This window comes from Olivibacter sp. EAT-5 (genome assembly GCF_044784325.1).
GTDB classification, from domain to species: domain Bacteria; phylum Bacteroidota; class Bacteroidia; order Sphingobacteriales; family Sphingobacteriaceae; genus Olivibacter; species Olivibacter oleidegradans.
This window is the reverse complement of record NZ_CP173028.1, coordinates 6,348,256-6,362,635: the sequence shown is the minus strand read 5'-3', so window position 1 is coordinate 6,362,635 and position 14,380 is coordinate 6,348,256. Positions and strand designations below refer to the sequence as shown.

Sequence of the window (14,380 nt, the reverse complement as noted above, 5' to 3'; positions counted from 1 at the left end):
CTTCTATCAGCCATAGACAGCTTGGTCAATGGCTCTTTTAAAATCATCCACATCACTACCAAACAGCAGATAACTTGAAAAACCAATATCCAAAAGAGATTTCCCAACTTTCTCATCATCTATATCACTATGAGCAATCAGTTTGATCACAGGATATTCTGTTTTTAATTTGTGAAGCTGCACCAGCACATTTTGGTCGTAAAAATCCAAATCAATAATACAGATTTTGGGAAGTTTATTCAATGAAGACAATTGAGATAGTCCATCCTCAATATTTTCTGACCGACATAGGATTTTCATTTCGGATGCAGCGAGATCTTTACAGATGCTATCGGTTATCGGGCTTTTATCATTAATAAAAGACAGAGAGATTGTTTTTTGTGCAGTACCAGTTTCCATATCATACCTTTTTTGTGTTGATGTAGCCCTGCACAAAAAGAAAGCGCAGGCAACTACACTTACCGCACATTGAGGTACTGGTATACCCGACAACGAATAAGCGAGCGCCCACGCCTATAGCGTGAGCGTTCCTACTTATCTGTCCCGTTGTCTAAAAATTACCAGTTTTCAATGTGGGACTTAAAGCAAAAACACTTTAAGTATTTCTATATTTTCAACGGTAAAGATACTAAACTCGTTCCTTTTCGATAGCATGTATGGCAAAAAAAGGTTGCAATCATTTTGGTTTAGCGGAAACGTAATTTCGCTCCAGTATGGTCAGAATATCGCTTTCCTTATAAATAATCTTACCGGCTATTTGTACATACGGCAGTATGCTATCATCACGATATTGCTGTAAAGTCCGTTTGCTGATATGGAGTAGCTTGCACACTTCTTCTCCAGACAGATATATTTCCCCATTCATTACAGGGTGGTAGTTTTTCAGTATTTCTTCGATACGGCTTCGCAACCGTTTTATCATCTTCTGTTGTGTGATGATTTCTTCGGCTTCATTCGTCAGTAAATCCATTTTCGGCAGTATTGTACGGCTGTCCGACTTCAAGCAAAGCCTGTACATCCGAGAGTTTATAGTAGTTCTTACGGTTCAATCTGGAATAAGGCAATAACCCTTTGTCCTTGTACGTCTGTAAAGTCCGCTTGGTAATGTTCATCATCAGACACACTTCCTGGTTATCGAGCCATTGTTCTTCATTAAATATAGATGTGTATTTCTGTGTGGCATTTTCGGTCAATTCCAAAAGTGCCTTCAGTTCATTTTTCATTCCATCCAATGCGGATTTTTGTATTGCGATTACTTCCATTGTTTGCTCAATTTTGCTATGGAAGTCGAATTTATAAAGACTTAATACTGCATTGGGGAATGTTGCAGAGTTTGGCTTTGAGAAGTAGTGTTTGGCGGTTTACTATCCTGTAAAAACAAAAAATCGGATAGTTACTAAGCTATCCGATTTATTATTTAAGTCCTGTTTTATAAGTATTATCAAGTTTGTTGTGAATTATTGTTGCTATAACCAAAACTTCTGTCATTTGTGAGAGTTGGGTATCCTCCAATATCTTTGGATTGTGTGCCTTTGGATTTCTGTACATAGAAAAAAATCCTTTACAGAAGTTTCCAAAGCCTTTATGTTCACTTTCTTCGCTCGGATTAGTTAGAGTATTAAAAGCAAGCATAGGTCTTTTGTCTTTTCCCAACGCAAAACAATCATCAACTAAATCTGCTCCGTCTGAAGTATAGCCACTTTTTTGCCTAAGCCTTTCTGCGACACTTTTTGTAATTTCAAGTATAGCGTGAAAATAGTTTTCCTTTAACCATTCAGCTTCGCAGTAAGGCAAAATTTCTGAGTGAACCCCAATGCCGTGTACTTTTTCTTTGATTTTAAGTGATCTGCTTTTAGCTTCTGAAATGGTTTTAGCCCTGTCAACTTGTCGTGGTTGTCCAGTTTTATCAATTTCTATTCCTTCATAAACCAGTTTCTCATTGATAGTGGTTCTATCCTTTTCAAATTCATCTTCTGAATTGTATCTTTTTGGGTTTAATAGTCTGACAACGAACGCTAAAACATTATTTCCACACATATCTTGAACTTGTCTTTCTTTTAAAGCATAAAATAGTCTATCTGTTTTGTTTGTACCAAATTGAGATTGAGAAATGCCAGCACCAGATAAATGTTCTGTAATTTTCGTATGTGTTAGCATATTTGAAATAATATCTGATATATTTCGTAGGGTAATGTCATCAAAGGATTTTGTCATTTTATAATTCTCTCTTTTAAACTTCTTATCTTATTTTTTGTATCTCTACACTCTGCTTTTCTTTATCTTTTTTCTCACGAGAGTAAACCCACAGCGATAATAGGCCGAATATAATCAGGGCGTATGCTATCCATTTACCAACCCTTTCAATCAATTTAATGAAAACCGAACTTTCATAAGATGAAAAACCCTCTGCCCCCATAGGGCTGCGCCTGTAAAACTTTCTCCGGTTAATCCAATAACGAAGACCCAAGCCTGCAACCAAAAATATGATACCTATAACTAGTGATGCGACCATAACAAAAACACTTTATTTCCACTATTTGAATTTAAGAAAAATATTTTTTCAACCTATAAACGATTTGTACTTAACGCGGAAACGGCTTACCCATCGGATAAGCCGTTTTTAATGAATTGAAATACTGCTCTTAATCGCTGCTGTTAAACTGAAAGCTCACTTGCTTTTCATTTCCGAAGCTATCCGAAATCCAAACATCAAATGATTGCGATACGGAAGACGTTGAAGTGTAGTATAGACGAAACTGCTCCGTTGGTAGCTGGTACAGGTCATTGGGCTGATACGGCGGTTCATCGTAGTATTGCAGCGTTCCCTGCCCGTCAAACTGGAAATAGCGGAGGAAATACTGCGTGCTGCTGTAATTGCCCGTACGCTGTATGGTAATGCGTATTTCTACCGTCTGCCCGTTGGCAACGTCTTTAGGCAGTGGCATTACACTGACCTCAAAAGGAAAATTGTTCTGTATTTCAAGTTCATCATCTTTGCTGCAAGATACCAGCGTAACCGAAGCTGTGAGGATTGCCAGGAATACATATAATGGCAGTAGCCCTGTTCTGAATTTATTGAATATTGCTATCATCGTTTTTACGTTTTAAAAGTTAAACCTTAAACCCACACCGGCGGATGGACGGAACTGTTCCAAATCCGTCCCCCACAGAACTTTAGTACGCCCATGCAGGACTAATACAAAACGGTCGGACAGGTACGTTTCAAAAGTGAGGCGACCGCCTGCTCCGTAGATAAAATTATCTTCGCTCAATATCTTCGCACCGTCGTACAACATCGCTTCTCCCCGGTTGATGCTTTCGTAGCCGACCACGCCTGTTACGGCGAAATTCAGCGTGATATTCTTTCGGGCATCGCCCAACAAGAAGAAACTGTAACCGCCCTCTGCGGAATAGGTTTCCTGCGGTTTGCGGAGGTCTTTGTACCCGTGGTACTGGTGGGTATATTCCAACGCCCAAAGTTGGTAGTTGCCATTCTTACCGTTTACTGTCATCGCTGCGCTGATGTAGTAATCATTGCCAATCTTATCATCGGACAACACACCTGCACTTATTTCCATTCCTTTCTGCTTCGGCAGCATTCTTTGCGCCTGTGCAGCCGTGATGCCTATCAGGACAATCAACACGGTGTAGATATACTTTTTCATATTATTGCTTTATAGGGTTATTAAAATTTCAGGTGCATATCGTTAATCAAACGGGCTTTGATTAAATCGGAATTTTCGACTTGCAATGTTTGATGTCTGCCACCGTTTTTCTCAAAAATCTCAATCAGCAGCACCTTGTCATCGGCAATGGTAAACTGGTCTAACAGGAATACGTTTTGTTCGGTCGATTGTCCGGCAATGCCGTCCAATGGCTTGTAAGTTCTCAAAGGTGTTAAAGGACGTTCCTGGACTACGGTGCGTTTGGCTACCTTTTTATCCACCACTTTGAAATTGATAAAATCAATCTGAAACGGCACATTGGTACGGTTTCTCAATTCCGTATGGAAATAGTATTTGCCGTTGTGTATGTAAATGCCTTTGAGGATAAACTGGATGCCGAAGCTCTTAGCCCCGATATGCTTTACAATACGCTTATCTTTTTTGTAAATGGTTTCCAGTAGCAAGCCTGCCAGTGAGGGCGAATTGTTGCCCAATTCTTCAAAAAGCACATCGTTACCGTTGGCTTTATCCACCGCCTTTTGCATTGTGAGCAGGTCGTAGCTCAATACCTCCGGGTAGGAACTGTAATACACGTTGAAGCTGTAAAAACGCCCGTCATTCGTGATAACGGAAAAATTCGTTTCCGGCTCAAAGTCCCTAACTGATGCTTTTACACGCAACACGTTTTCTGCATCTTCAGCTTTCCCTGCAATCAGGTATTCGCTGCCCAAATCCACGTAGCGAATGGCGGTCGGGAAAATCAGGTGCGACGTTTTATCGTAGGTAACTTCCATACGGTACGGTTCTATCTTTCCCAATGCAAGCGGTGTTTTTGCTGTTGCACTGTCCTGTGCATAGGTTGTTACGGCAAAGCCGAGTATCAGGGCAAAAGCCCAAAAGGTTTTTAAATGATTTTTCATTGTTTTATTTATTTGAGTTCAACATTATTTTTTCGATACGAGGAAGACCTGATAGCCCGCTTTCAGTGTAACCTTTGGCGTTCTTACTTTCTTGGCGAAATAGCCCGAAATACCCTGTACCACGCCACGGCTTAGGTCAGCGGCTACCTGCTGTCCGGCATTCTGCGTGAGCATTACGCTTGTTCCCCCGGTCTGGCTCATATTGCCCGCCATTTCGGTAAGGGCGTTCATTTCCGGCGAATAAGGCGCGTACAAGCCCTGCTGTCCGTCCAAATCATAAATGGTAATATCAACCGGGATGATGTTGCCCTCCAGTTCTACGGAGGTAACTTTTAATTGCAGCCTGCCATTCTGAAATTTGGCATTAGCCGTTACAATCGTTCCTTTGGGGATGGTACGTTGCGGGGTTTTAGCAGGCTCTAACAAGCGTAAGCGCACACCCGTTTCGCCAACTACCGTTTGGGCTTCGTGTACACAGGCTTTGATACTGTTTTTGGGTTGTACTACCTCTTCAGTAGAACCTGCGGTATAAAACCCACGGTTTTTTGTTTGGCTCCAATCGGCTGCAAAGGCACTGTCCGACGGTTCACGGTACAGGGCTGATACAATGTTCTTTCTTGTGGGTGTAAACGATACGAATTGCTCTTTTTGGTTAGCACCCGCAGCTCCCGTAGTTGCACCGTTTGCAGGAGCAGCATTTCCGGTATTGGCATTTTGCGGCAGATACTTTGCAGCCATTTCATAGGATTTCTCCATTAATTTGAGTTGGTCGTCAACGGTGGCCACAGGTGGCACATCTTTTTCCGACAACTTCGCTTTCAGTTCGTCCACCTGCTTACGCAGTTCCATTGTTTCAGAATTGTTGTCCTGATAGAATGAACCCAATGTACTTTGCGCATTGCGATAGCTGTTCAATGCCGAATTTCCGTTTCGTCCCGAATTTCTGCCACCACCGCCAAAGCCGTCGCTTTCCTCTTCTTCAGGAAGCTGTTCATTGGTCGGCACGTCCTTGTCTTCTGTATTCCAGTAGTCGGAAAGTGTTGTAAGTGCATTACGTTTTTCCTGATCCTTGCGTTCGAGCATTTCCTGCTCATACGCCTTGCTTTTATCATCGGGCATTCCTGCTCCGGTAGCCTGCGGCACGGCATCGTTCAGCCCGATATTTTCGACTGCCTTTTTATCTTTCGACGGTTTAAATATCAGGTACATACAGCCGAGAAATACCACGCCCATCAAAAGGAATATGATTGGCTTTTTGAGCTTGTCGGCTTTGTTCTGTGTGCCGTCTTGCAGCACATCAGCGGTTTCATTCGGGTTCCCCTCTGTTACCCGAACAACCGATTTTTTGTTCTCATTTTCTTTCATAAATCTGATTTTTTAAAATTGTTGATACACTGTCTTGCAACCTTGCAGGGTTTTTACTTTTGAGGACAGGGTTTTCGATATGCTCTATGACCATACCGCTACCGGACTTTGAGGTGTCGTACATCACTTTGCAAATGACCGCTATGGTAAGCAGCAGGTAACCCACAAAGAAGTACAGCGTATATTGGTGCTGCTTGCGTAAAGGCAACGCCCGCCAACAGTCGTCCAGCTTGTCAAAGTACCTGTCCATATTTGCTCTTAATTTTTTCATAGTCTTACTATTTCTGTGTTATAGCTTGAAACGCTTAGGACTTTTACCCGCCTTTTGCTTCGGCTCACCGTTGACCAGTGCGACCGCTTCCTTTAATTGGGGTGCGGACATTACTGACAGGTTTGCCAGTTCCGATTTTTTGAGCAGTTGCCCAAAGCCGTCTTTCTTGGCTATTTCCATACGGTTCAATGAGAACTTGCCGTTCAGGTACTTTACCCACATACTGCATTCTACACGGGGCTTGTCGTCGCCCGACCATTGCAGGTAGCCTGTCAGCAACAAGTCCTGCTTAGGCAAAGTATCTGCACCTTTTTGGCAGCTTTCGAGGTAATCGCTGATGCTGTCTTTCAGCTTTCCGGCATACGCACCCTGCGTATGGAAATACCCGTTATATCCTTTGTCGGTAAGGATTTTTGCGAAAGTGCTTAAATCTGATAATGCTTCCATAAGATTGTTTTTTTAGCGTTCGATGACCTCTATATCCTTATTTTCCACGACTGCAAATTTTTCAATATTGAAGCCCTGCGGATTATTGTCGGAACGAACGGAGTTGACGAGATAGCAGGAAGTAATCAGGTTACGCCTGGTTACGTTGCTCGAACGGATGATGAATTGTTTGGCGTAGGTATGCACCGCATACGGGTAGTTGTCGAAGTTGCACACCACACTATCTACCTCTATACGCTGCTGCACGTTCCCCGAAATGATACGGCTGTAATAGCCCTTTTCTGATAAGTCCTTGTAATAATCGAAAGCACTTTTGTCGGCAAGGTTGAATGCCCTGCTCATATTGCTTTCGATAGCGTTCTTGTCGGGGGCAAGCGTAAAGAACAGTTCGTGAAATCTCCTGACGTGTTCCCTTGCCTCAACCGGGCGGTTGATGCTCGCATCCTGCGACAAGGCAAGCATCAGGGATTTTCCATTATCCAGTACATAGATTTTTTGGCGTTGTTCTTCTGCAAAGCGGTAGGAACGCCATACGGCGTAACCTACCACGCCAATGCAGAGAACCGCAAACACAATGGCATATAGTCTTATCTGCCTAAAGCTGTTTTCGATATTTCTTAGCGTTTTAAATTCCATTTTTTAGAATGATTAATGATTATTTATTCATCAGTTTACCGCCGATGTTTCCAACTGTGGAACCTGCGCCTGCTCCGGCGATGTTTCCGGCTTTCATTGCTGTGGAGTTTACATTGCGGGTAAAGTTTCCAGCGCCTCCGGCTTGGATTACCCAACCTGTTACCGTCGGGATAGTGAAGTACCCGATGATGCCGATTATCATAAAGATGATGTACACGGTATTGCTCGTATCAGGTATATAGGTGGGGTCGGCAAGCATTGCTATATCCCGTTCTAAAATGAGGGATTGTATTCTTGCCAACATTGAGCTGAACAAATCCGAAACGGGAAGCCACAGGTAAACGCTGACGTACCTCGTGAGCCATTGCGTGAGCGTGGACTGAAAGCCGTCCCATACGGAAATAGCAAAGGCTATTGGTCCGAGTATGGAGAGGACTATCAGAAAAAAAGTTCGTATGGTATCAATGACCAAAGCCGCCGCCTGAAAGAGTATTTCCAGTAGATTGCGAAACCAGTCCTTTATGGCTTTCTCTATCTTGTAGGCTTGCCTGTCCATATACATTCCCGCCATTGTTCCAATGTCGGAGGGCGACCAACCCAGTTCGTCCAGTTTCTTATCAAACTCTTCGTCTGATACCATATAGGCGGTTTCGGGGTTCCTGACCATTGCCTCATATTCCAACTGGTCTTTCTGCTGTTGCAGTTCGTTCAGGTCAAGCACCTGGTCTTCGAGTATTTGGTGGGTTCCTACCACCACCGGGCTAAGTACCGCATTGATGGTTCCCAGTACGATGGTCGGGAAGAACATAATACAAAGCCCTAAAGCGAATGGGCGCAGCAAAGGGAACATATCAATAGGTTCGGCACGGCTTAAAGCCTGCCAAACCTTTAATGCCACATAGAACAATGCTCCCAATCCCGCCAAACCCTTAGCGACTGCCGCCATATCGCCTGCAAGCGGCATCATATCATCATAAAGCGACCGCAGGAGTTCGTGAAGATTATCCCATTCCATAGTTTACCAGTATTTTTGGTTAGCAGTTCCGTAGAGTTCAAGCACTCTTTGGGCATCGTTTTTCTTTTTCGCTCTTAGGTAGCTTACAGAAATGTTTTTGTTGGTGTAGTAGCGTACAAGGCTGTGGTAATCCTTTACCTCTTTGTACACACGGTCAATCACATCCATACGTTCCTTGTCATTTAGTGATAGGTCTGTGGCGGTTATAATCTGCTTCAGCTCCTTAAGCAGTTCGGTACTTTCATTGAGCAGTGCCGAATAACCGTTGCCGATAGCGGTCAATTCCTGCGGTGTGAAATTTGGGTCGTTCATCATTTTACCGAAATTCTGCACGTACATTTCGGAAACATCGCCTACCAACAAAACCGTTTGCTGCACCTTACGGGCATCTTTCACAAGGTTATTGATGGCTTTCAGCTTGTCGTAATATTCCTTGCCCTGCTCGTACACTTTCTTCACTTCGTTGAAGTTTTTTACCACGTTGCTCACGGTGGAAGAAGTCTGTACGATTTCGTTTGCAGAGTTGATAATGCCCGAAGCCAAATTTGCGGGGTCGGTTACAACCCATTGGGCTTTTGCTGACGGTGCTACGGCGAGCATCAGTGCCGTACACACCAGATACAATACTTTTTTCATTGTTTCTGAATTTTTAAATTGTTAATGACTATTGATTTGAATTGTCCCTCCTTTGCATTGCGATATGCTTAATGGCGAGTTCTACATTGCCGTCCAGTTCGGAAGCAAGCTGCATCACTTCCATTTTTTCGGTTTCTTCGGTCGTATAGGCGAGGTATTCCTCCAAACTAACTTCGGTGGCATAGACTGCCGAGTGCGTACCACCTAAGCCAATCCAAACCTCTTTGTAAAGTCGGCTTGCATCGTTGTTCATATTGATGGAAAGTACCTGCCCTTTCTCTTTGTCCGTAAGCCCCAACATCGCCTGTATGTCATCAAACTTGTTCATATACTTGCGTTGGTCAAGCAGGATTTTACAGTCGGAGTTGTTGATGATACTTTCTTTCACTATGGGCGATTGGATGATGTCGTCAACTTCCTGCGTAACGACAATCGCTTCTCCGAAGAATTTGCGGACGGTCTTAAACAGGTACTTGATGTATTCTGCCATTCCCTCTTTGGCTATCGCTTTCCAAGCCTCTTCAATCAGGATGAGCTTGCGAATACCTTTCAGTCGGCGCATCTTGTTGATGAACACCTCCATAATGATGATGGTCACAATGGGAAAAAGGATTTTGTGGTCTTTAATCGCATCAATTTCAAACACGATAAAGCGTTTGGAAAGCAGGTCTAACTGCTTGTTGGAGTTCAGCAGGTAATCGTATTCGCCACCCTTGTAATAGGGTTCGAGTACGTTCAGAAAGTTGGCAATGTCAAAGTCTTTTTCCCTGACCTGCTTTTCTTCCAGTACCTTGCGGTAGTCGCCTTTTACATACTCATAGAAACCGTTGAATGACGGGTACACATCTGCCGTCTTGATACGCTCGATATAACCGCTTACCGCATTGGAAAGGGCAACTTCTTCAGAACGGGTTGGCGGCTCATCATCACGTTTCCAAAGCGTGAGTATCAAAGTCTTGATACTTTCCCTCTTTTCAATGTCGAACACACCATCATCGGTATAAAAAGGGTTAAAGGCAATCGGGTTATCTTCGGTGTAAGTGAAGTAAACACCGTCTTCGCCTTTGGTCTTTCCTTTGATGAGTTCGCATAAGCCCTGATAAGAGTTACCCGTATCTACCAACAGTACGTGTGCGCCCTGTTCGTAATACTGCCGTACCATATGGTTAGTGAAGAACGACTTACCCGAACCCGACGGACCAAGTATGAACTTGTTCCGGTTCGTGATGATACCCCGCTTCATAGGCAGGTCGGAAATATCCAAATGGATAGGTTTTCCTGTAAGCCTGTCAGCCATCTTGATACCGAACGGCGAGGGCGAATTGTGGTAGTTGGTTTCTTCCGTGAAGAAGCACAGCGCAGGTTCGATAAAAGTGTAAAAACTTTCCTCACTAGGAAAGTCGCCCGCATTGCCCGGCATACCAGCCCAATACGAGGTAGCCACGTCCGTTGTGTTGTGGCGTGGCTTACACTCCATCAGTGCCAATGCACTACCGCAATCGTTCTTTAGCTGCTTCAGTTCCGCAGGGTCTTCCGACCACGCCATAATGTTGAAGTGCGCACGGATAGAAGACAGCCCGAAGCTGTGGGCTTCGTTCAGGTACTTTTCTATCCACTCTTTGTTGATTTGGTTGGCACGGCTGTACCTCGCCAGCGAGTGCATATTCCGTGCGGACTTCTCAAACTTTTGCAGGTTGTCTTCGCTGTTATCCAAAAACAAATACTGGTTGTAGATGTGGTTGCAGCTTAACAACAAGCCCACAGGCGCAGCGAATGATAAACGGCAGTCGCTACGGTCGGTAGATAGCTTTTCAAAACGGGTATCTGCCGATACCGTTCCGGGCAGGTCGTCCGTATCGGAAAGCGTGTGCAGGCACAACCTTTTGTTGCCGATACGCACTTCTTCACCTCCCAATGCGATGTCCTGCATTGGAGTTCCGGCATCTCTTGACAGTGTTAGGTACTGTTCCAGCAATCCCTGGTTCCCATCCGCACCGATTATGTCCTCTTCCGTAAGGCTTTGCAACTTGATAAAACCGCTATCGTTTACGATGCGCTCAAACTGAGCAACAGCTTCCATAAAACGGTGAATGGCTTCCTTATCCCTGATTTCCTTTGGTATCAATACACCTTTGCATAGAGATGAGAAATTACTCTGCATACGCATACGCTCTTTGGTAGTTTTAGTCAGGAACAGGTAGCAATAGTGGTTAAGGAACGGTCGTTCATTGAAATGGCGTTGATAAGACTTTGCGAGAAAGCTTTGGTCTTCCTTCGCCATATCAGGTGCGTAGCTTTCTTTGATGTACCAATCCTGTTTGTGGATAACCGTAAAATCCGGCAAAGTCTTAATGGCCTTGTGCCAGGCAGAATGAATTGCTTCGTATTCTGCTGAGGCTACAGTAAACAGCTCCGGTAAACGCACTTCAAAGCAGGCGGTGATGTCCGCATCTTTGGAAAGGATGCAATTGTTTTCTACTGCCAGTAGCGGAAACTTGCTCTCCAGTGTTGTGGTCTTTGCTACATTTCTCATACGGCATTCGATTTACGGGTGAACTTTATGTAGCGGTGTACCGGCTTGCGACAGATGATGTAGCGGGGGTGCCTCTTATTGGCTGCTATCTTCATCAGCCCGTGTTCACCGTACTTGCGGTTCAGCGAAAAGGTCTGCCATACAATGAGCGAAGCACCGCCTGCTCCGAGGAACAGGCAGATGTAAGAGTTTACGCCTGCCATATACAGTATCATCACGAGGATAAGCGTACCGAGCAACCCGCCTGCGAAAATGAACAGGTATTGCGCTTTCAACCCTTTAAATTCCACTGTCCTTCCTATGCCTTTGTTGATATTGTAATTCATAAGGCAAGGGATTAAAGGAAGAATGAGCGCAGGATGGTAGCCGCAACAATCAAGAAGATACACGCACCAAACCACGAAGCTGCGGTCTTGCTCGTATCAGGGTCGCCGGAACTGAACTTGTTATACACCTTAACGCCCCCGATTAACCCAACTACCGCACCGATGGCGTAGATTAATTGCGTTGCGGGGTCGAAATAACTTGTTACCATTTGGGTAGCCTCGTTGATACCCGCCGAGCCGTTTCCCTGTGCGAACGCACCAATTCCTGACAGCATTGCCACGGCTGCCAGCAAAACTTTTTTTCTCTTTTTTTCCATAATTGAAACACATTAATTTGTTACTGTTTATCCCGCACCTTGCGAGCCTTCGGGACAAATGTCTTGTGGAAAAAGAGGCGTTATAAGAAAGTGGCAGTCAGAGGAAGTGTTTGGCGGTGAGTGGCAGTATTAGGAGGCATTTTTATAACTTAGCCACATATTTATTTTAATTAGCTAACACTATGATTGATTTTGAAATAGCCGAAATTGAGGCAGCTAATCAATTTGCCCGATTGCTAAATCCAAGGGTAGATTTTACAACACCATATACATTCTATTATGATGAAACCAATAATATCAAAACATTCTATGTAAGAGAAAATGATTTCAATTATACATTTACGGCAAACTTCGTTTTGGGAGGACTTCTACATCAAGGAGCAGTACCCGATGTACAGCCATTGATAGATAGTTTTAAATTGCAGAAAACAGCCGAGGAAGTGAAATTCAAACATATCGCATTTGGAGATTTTCTTGATTGTCTAAAATCCCAGAAATTGAATCTCTTCTTTGGCTTTCTAAAGGATAGCGATCTTTATGTCCATTATTCTAGCTTAAATATTCTTTACTGGTCAGTAGTTGATATCGTAGACTCTGCTATAATGAATTCTGACCAGGCTATGCAATTGGGGCATGGATTTGACAATCGACTAAAGAATGACCTGTACAAACTCTGTCGTCTTGAAATAGATGCCGTTATTCAGCTTTTTTATGGTTTCGAATATCCTAATGTTAAACCTGAGAATATTGGTAATTTCATAGAAGCACTGAGCAATCTTTTTGAACCATATCTTACGATACCAGAATTTCATTTTGGGTTGGAATCTTTGCGGCAGATATTGAAAGAGGCTAAAAAGAAAGGTGAGCTAGCTTTTGTTATGGATGAAAAAGATTATATTCTGCTAGCAGATCTAACACATTTTTACCTTAGACCTATTTATACTTTCAAAAATTCAACTCATATATTTGATAATGAAGATTCCATCCGAGAAGCTTTGAATGGCTACAGAATGCTAGATAAAGGAGTGGAGTTTAAAAACTATTCGTTTGTCGATTCTCAGGATAGCCAATTGACACAACTATCGGATATTTTCGTCGGTTTCATGGGTAAATATACCAATTACAGGAATACTCACAGTATGGATGAGATTAAAGCAGATCTCGACTCTTTCTCAGCGCTACAATTAGAAAACATGAAGCTATTTATTGATATTATTAATAAATCAGATCAGAAAAATCCTGCCTTTCTACACGCAATAGATAGTTATGAAGAGGTAATGAAATTTGGGGAACTATGCGAAATTATTGCAGGAAAATAACCTTAATTAATTCAAGTTGCTAGTTAAGGAATAAAAAGTAAGCATCAAAAATGAGAGATTTGGTTAACGACAACTAAACACTCAAATGATGATGCTTACCAGGGACAAAATTATTTCAGTTTTTTGTTTAATCGATGATATTTTGAAAGGAATTGGACATGTGGAGGATAAGAGGCGCAAAGTTAGTGACAGCGAGGTGATATTGACAGCTATAGTTTCATCAACCAGCTTCTACGGAAACCATTCGTCTGCAATCCATTTTATGAAGCAGTACGGATTTATTCCCGACATGCTCGACAAGAGCAGGTTCAACAGACGGCTCCATCAAGTTGGCACGCTGCTCTATAGCCTGTTCGAGATTGTCAGCGGCTACTTTAAAGAATTTTGCTGTGAGCTGCATTACATCATCGACTCCTTTCCGGTGGCCGTCTGCAACAACATGCGGATTCCGAACTGCAGGATAGTGAACGACAAAAAGTGGAGGGGCTACACCGCAAGCATGAGAAGTTATTTTTATGGCGTAAAGGTGCAGCTGCTTACCACCGGGGACGGCATACCCATAGCGTTCCATTTTACACCGGGAAAGACAGCCGATGCAAAGGCACTGGGTAAAATGATAGACAAGCTTCCGGCAGAGGCTTCGGTATACGGCGACAGCGCTTATCTGGATTATCGGCTGGAAGACAGCGCTTTTGAAAGAAAGGCTGTATTGTTGAAAATCCAGAGAAAATCCAATTCCAAAAGGATGGATACCGTGGAACAGAGGCGGGAAAAGCTGAAAATGAGAAAAAGGGTAGAAACAGCTATCAGCGATATTAAAAAGATGTTCCCGAGAACGATACACGCAGTAACCTTAGATGGATTCCTAATAAAATTAACGCTGTTTGTTTTTGGGTTGCAACTAAGCAAAGCAATTAACTAGCAACTTGA

At 43.3% G+C, this 14,380-nt stretch carries 19 protein-coding genes; 2 read left to right on the top strand and 17 right to left on the bottom strand.

Annotation, left to right across the window (positions count from 1 at the left end; translation table 11 throughout):
• Positions 1–6 precede the first annotated feature (6 nt).
• The 17 genes from ACH11B_RS26875 to ACH11B_RS26795 form a co-directional block, all read right to left on the bottom strand.
• Positions 7–399: a response regulator transcription factor gene (locus tag ACH11B_RS26875; protein WP_003012809.1), complete on the bottom strand. Its 393-nt coding sequence runs from the start codon at positions 397–399 to the stop codon at positions 7–9.
• A gap of 277 nt (positions 400–676) precedes the next feature.
• A complete protein-coding gene (locus ACH11B_RS26870; RefSeq protein WP_003012807.1) occupies positions 677–970 on the bottom strand; it encodes a helix-turn-helix domain-containing protein in 294 nt (97 codons plus the stop codon).
• Positions 951–1,262, bottom strand: coding sequence for a helix-turn-helix domain-containing protein (locus ACH11B_RS26865; RefSeq protein WP_003012805.1), 312 nt, complete (start codon positions 1,260–1,262; stop codon positions 951–953). Before ACH11B_RS26865 ends, ACH11B_RS26870 begins: the two co-directional genes overlap by 20 nt.
• A 151-nt stretch (positions 1,263–1,413) precedes the next feature.
• A complete protein-coding gene (locus tag ACH11B_RS26860) occupies positions 1,414–2,214 on the bottom strand; it encodes a TIGR02391 family protein (RefSeq protein ID WP_003012803.1) in 801 nt (266 codons plus the stop codon).
• 25 nt (positions 2,215–2,239) lie between these two features.
• Positions 2,240–2,512, bottom strand: a complete 273-nt coding sequence (locus tag ACH11B_RS26855; protein ID WP_003012802.1) for a hypothetical protein — start codon at positions 2,510–2,512, stop codon at positions 2,240–2,242.
• A 130-nt stretch (positions 2,513–2,642) separates the two neighbouring features.
• Positions 2,643–3,092 carry a DUF3872 domain-containing protein gene (locus tag ACH11B_RS26850; RefSeq protein WP_377611355.1) on the bottom strand — a complete coding sequence of 150 codons (450 nt, stop codon included), beginning with the start codon at positions 3,090–3,092 and terminating at the stop codon, positions 2,643–2,645.
• 12 nt (positions 3,093–3,104) lie between these two features.
• Positions 3,105–3,665 carry a conjugal transfer protein TraO gene (locus ACH11B_RS26845; protein WP_377611353.1) on the bottom strand — a complete coding sequence of 187 codons (561 nt, stop codon included), beginning with the start codon at positions 3,663–3,665 and terminating at the stop codon, positions 3,105–3,107.
• Between the two features lie 20 nt (positions 3,666–3,685).
• Positions 3,686–4,585, bottom strand: coding sequence for a conjugative transposon protein TraN (gene traN / locus ACH11B_RS26840; RefSeq protein ID WP_003012796.1), 900 nt, complete (start codon positions 4,583–4,585; stop codon positions 3,686–3,688).
• A gap of 24 nt (positions 4,586–4,609) precedes the next feature.
• Positions 4,610–5,950 carry a conjugative transposon protein TraM gene (gene traM / locus ACH11B_RS26835; RefSeq protein WP_003012794.1) on the bottom strand — a complete coding sequence of 447 codons (1,341 nt, stop codon included), beginning with the start codon at positions 5,948–5,950 and terminating at the stop codon, positions 4,610–4,612.
• On the bottom strand, positions 5,937–6,221 hold the full coding sequence (locus ACH11B_RS26830) for a hypothetical protein (protein ID WP_003012792.1): 285 nt from the start codon (positions 6,219–6,221) through the stop codon (positions 5,937–5,939). Before ACH11B_RS26830 ends, traM begins: the two co-directional genes overlap by 14 nt.
• An 18-nt stretch (positions 6,222–6,239) precedes the next feature.
• The gene (locus ACH11B_RS26825) at positions 6,240–6,668 is read right to left on the bottom strand and encodes a hypothetical protein (protein ID WP_003012791.1); all 429 of its coding nucleotides are present in this window, start codon (positions 6,666–6,668) and stop codon (positions 6,240–6,242) included.
• Positions 6,669–6,680: 12 nt separating this feature from the next.
• Positions 6,681–7,304 carry a conjugative transposon protein TraK gene (gene traK / locus ACH11B_RS26820; RefSeq protein WP_003012789.1) on the bottom strand — a complete coding sequence of 208 codons (624 nt, stop codon included), beginning with the start codon at positions 7,302–7,304 and terminating at the stop codon, positions 6,681–6,683.
• A gap of 19 nt (positions 7,305–7,323) precedes the next feature.
• Positions 7,324–8,319, bottom strand: coding sequence for a conjugative transposon protein TraJ (gene traJ, locus ACH11B_RS26815; protein WP_003012787.1), 996 nt, complete (start codon positions 8,317–8,319; stop codon positions 7,324–7,326).
• A 3-nt stretch (positions 8,320–8,322) separates the two neighbouring features.
• Positions 8,323–8,955 (bottom strand): DUF4141 domain-containing protein, encoded by a 633-nt coding sequence (locus ACH11B_RS26810; RefSeq protein WP_003012786.1) that lies wholly within the window; start codon positions 8,953–8,955, stop codon positions 8,323–8,325.
• 28 nt (positions 8,956–8,983) lie between these two features.
• On the bottom strand, positions 8,984–11,488 hold the full coding sequence (locus tag ACH11B_RS26805; protein WP_377611349.1) for a TraG family conjugative transposon ATPase: 2,505 nt from the start codon (positions 11,486–11,488) through the stop codon (positions 8,984–8,986).
• The gene (locus tag ACH11B_RS26800; RefSeq protein ID WP_003012779.1) at positions 11,485–11,814 is read right to left on the bottom strand and encodes a DUF4133 domain-containing protein; all 330 of its coding nucleotides are present in this window, start codon (positions 11,812–11,814) and stop codon (positions 11,485–11,487) included. The genes ACH11B_RS26805 and ACH11B_RS26800 overlap by 4 nt, the downstream gene beginning before the upstream one ends.
• An 11-nt stretch (positions 11,815–11,825) precedes the next feature.
• Positions 11,826–12,131, bottom strand: coding sequence for a DUF4134 domain-containing protein (locus tag ACH11B_RS26795; protein WP_003012776.1), 306 nt, complete (start codon positions 12,129–12,131; stop codon positions 11,826–11,828).
• Between the two features lie 182 nt (positions 12,132–12,313).
• Here ACH11B_RS26795 and ACH11B_RS26790 point away from each other — a divergent pair, with 182 nt between their 5' ends.
• Positions 12,314–13,450 carry a DUF3800 domain-containing protein gene (locus ACH11B_RS26790; RefSeq protein WP_003012773.1) on the top strand — a complete coding sequence of 379 codons (1,137 nt, stop codon included), beginning with the start codon at positions 12,314–12,316 and terminating at the stop codon, positions 13,448–13,450.
• A gap of 85 nt (positions 13,451–13,535) precedes the next feature.
• The gene (locus ACH11B_RS26785) at positions 13,536–14,372 is read left to right on the top strand and encodes an IS982 family transposase (RefSeq protein ID WP_377611346.1); all 837 of its coding nucleotides are present in this window, start codon (positions 13,536–13,538) and stop codon (positions 14,370–14,372) included.
• The last annotated feature ends 8 nt before the right edge of the window (positions 14,373–14,380 follow it).

Bases quoted from the DNA above. Each gene is read 5' to 3' on its own strand.
- ACH11B_RS26865 (WP_003012805.1), bottom strand. From the start codon at position 1,262: ATGGAAGTAATCGCAATACAAAAATCCGCATTGGATGGAATGAAAAAT.
- ACH11B_RS26830 (WP_003012792.1), bottom strand. From the start codon at position 6,221: ATGAAAAAATTAAGAGCAAATATGGACAGGTACTTTGACAAGCTGGAC.
- traK (WP_003012789.1), bottom strand. From the start codon at position 7,304: ATGGAATTTAAAACGCTAAGAAATATCGAAAACAGCTTTAGGCAGATA.
- ACH11B_RS26860 (WP_003012803.1), bottom strand. From the start codon at position 2,214: ATGACAAAATCCTTTGATGACATTACCCTACGAAATATATCAGATATT.
- traM (WP_003012794.1), bottom strand. From the start codon at position 5,950: ATGAAAGAAAATGAGAACAAAAAATCGGTTGTTCGGGTAACAGAGGGG.
- ACH11B_RS26870 (WP_003012807.1), bottom strand. From the start codon at position 970: ATGGATTTACTGACGAATGAAGCCGAAGAAATCATCACACAACAGAAG.
- ACH11B_RS26855 (WP_003012802.1), bottom strand. From the start codon at position 2,512: ATGGTCGCATCACTAGTTATAGGTATCATATTTTTGGTTGCAGGCTTG.
- traJ (WP_003012787.1), bottom strand. From the start codon at position 8,319: ATGGAATGGGATAATCTTCACGAACTCCTGCGGTCGCTTTATGATGAT.
- ACH11B_RS26825 (WP_003012791.1), bottom strand. From the start codon at position 6,668: ATGGAAGCATTATCAGATTTAAGCACTTTCGCAAAAATCCTTACCGAC.
- ACH11B_RS26795 (WP_003012776.1), bottom strand. From the start codon at position 12,131: ATGGAAAAAAAGAGAAAAAAAGTTTTGCTGGCAGCCGTGGCAATGCTG.
- ACH11B_RS26805 (WP_377611349.1), bottom strand. From the start codon at position 11,488: ATGAGAAATGTAGCAAAGACCACAACACTGGAGAGCAAGTTTCCGCTA.
- ACH11B_RS26790 (WP_003012773.1), top strand. From the start codon at position 12,314: ATGATTGATTTTGAAATAGCCGAAATTGAGGCAGCTAATCAATTTGCC.
- ACH11B_RS26810 (WP_003012786.1), bottom strand. From the start codon at position 8,955: ATGAAAAAAGTATTGTATCTGGTGTGTACGGCACTGATGCTCGCCGTA.
- traN (WP_003012796.1), bottom strand. From the start codon at position 4,585: ATGAAAAATCATTTAAAAACCTTTTGGGCTTTTGCCCTGATACTCGGC.
- ACH11B_RS26850 (WP_377611355.1), bottom strand. From the start codon at position 3,092: ATGATAGCAATATTCAATAAATTCAGAACAGGGCTACTGCCATTATAT.
- ACH11B_RS26800 (WP_003012779.1), bottom strand. From the start codon at position 11,814: ATGAATTACAATATCAACAAAGGCATAGGAAGGACAGTGGAATTTAAA.
- ACH11B_RS26845 (WP_377611353.1), bottom strand. From the start codon at position 3,665: ATGAAAAAGTATATCTACACCGTGTTGATTGTCCTGATAGGCATCACG.
- ACH11B_RS26875 (WP_003012809.1), bottom strand. From the start codon at position 399: ATGGAAACTGGTACTGCACAAAAAACAATCTCTCTGTCTTTTATTAAT.
- ACH11B_RS26785 (WP_377611346.1), top strand. From the start codon at position 13,536: ATGATGATGCTTACCAGGGACAAAATTATTTCAGTTTTTTGTTTAATC.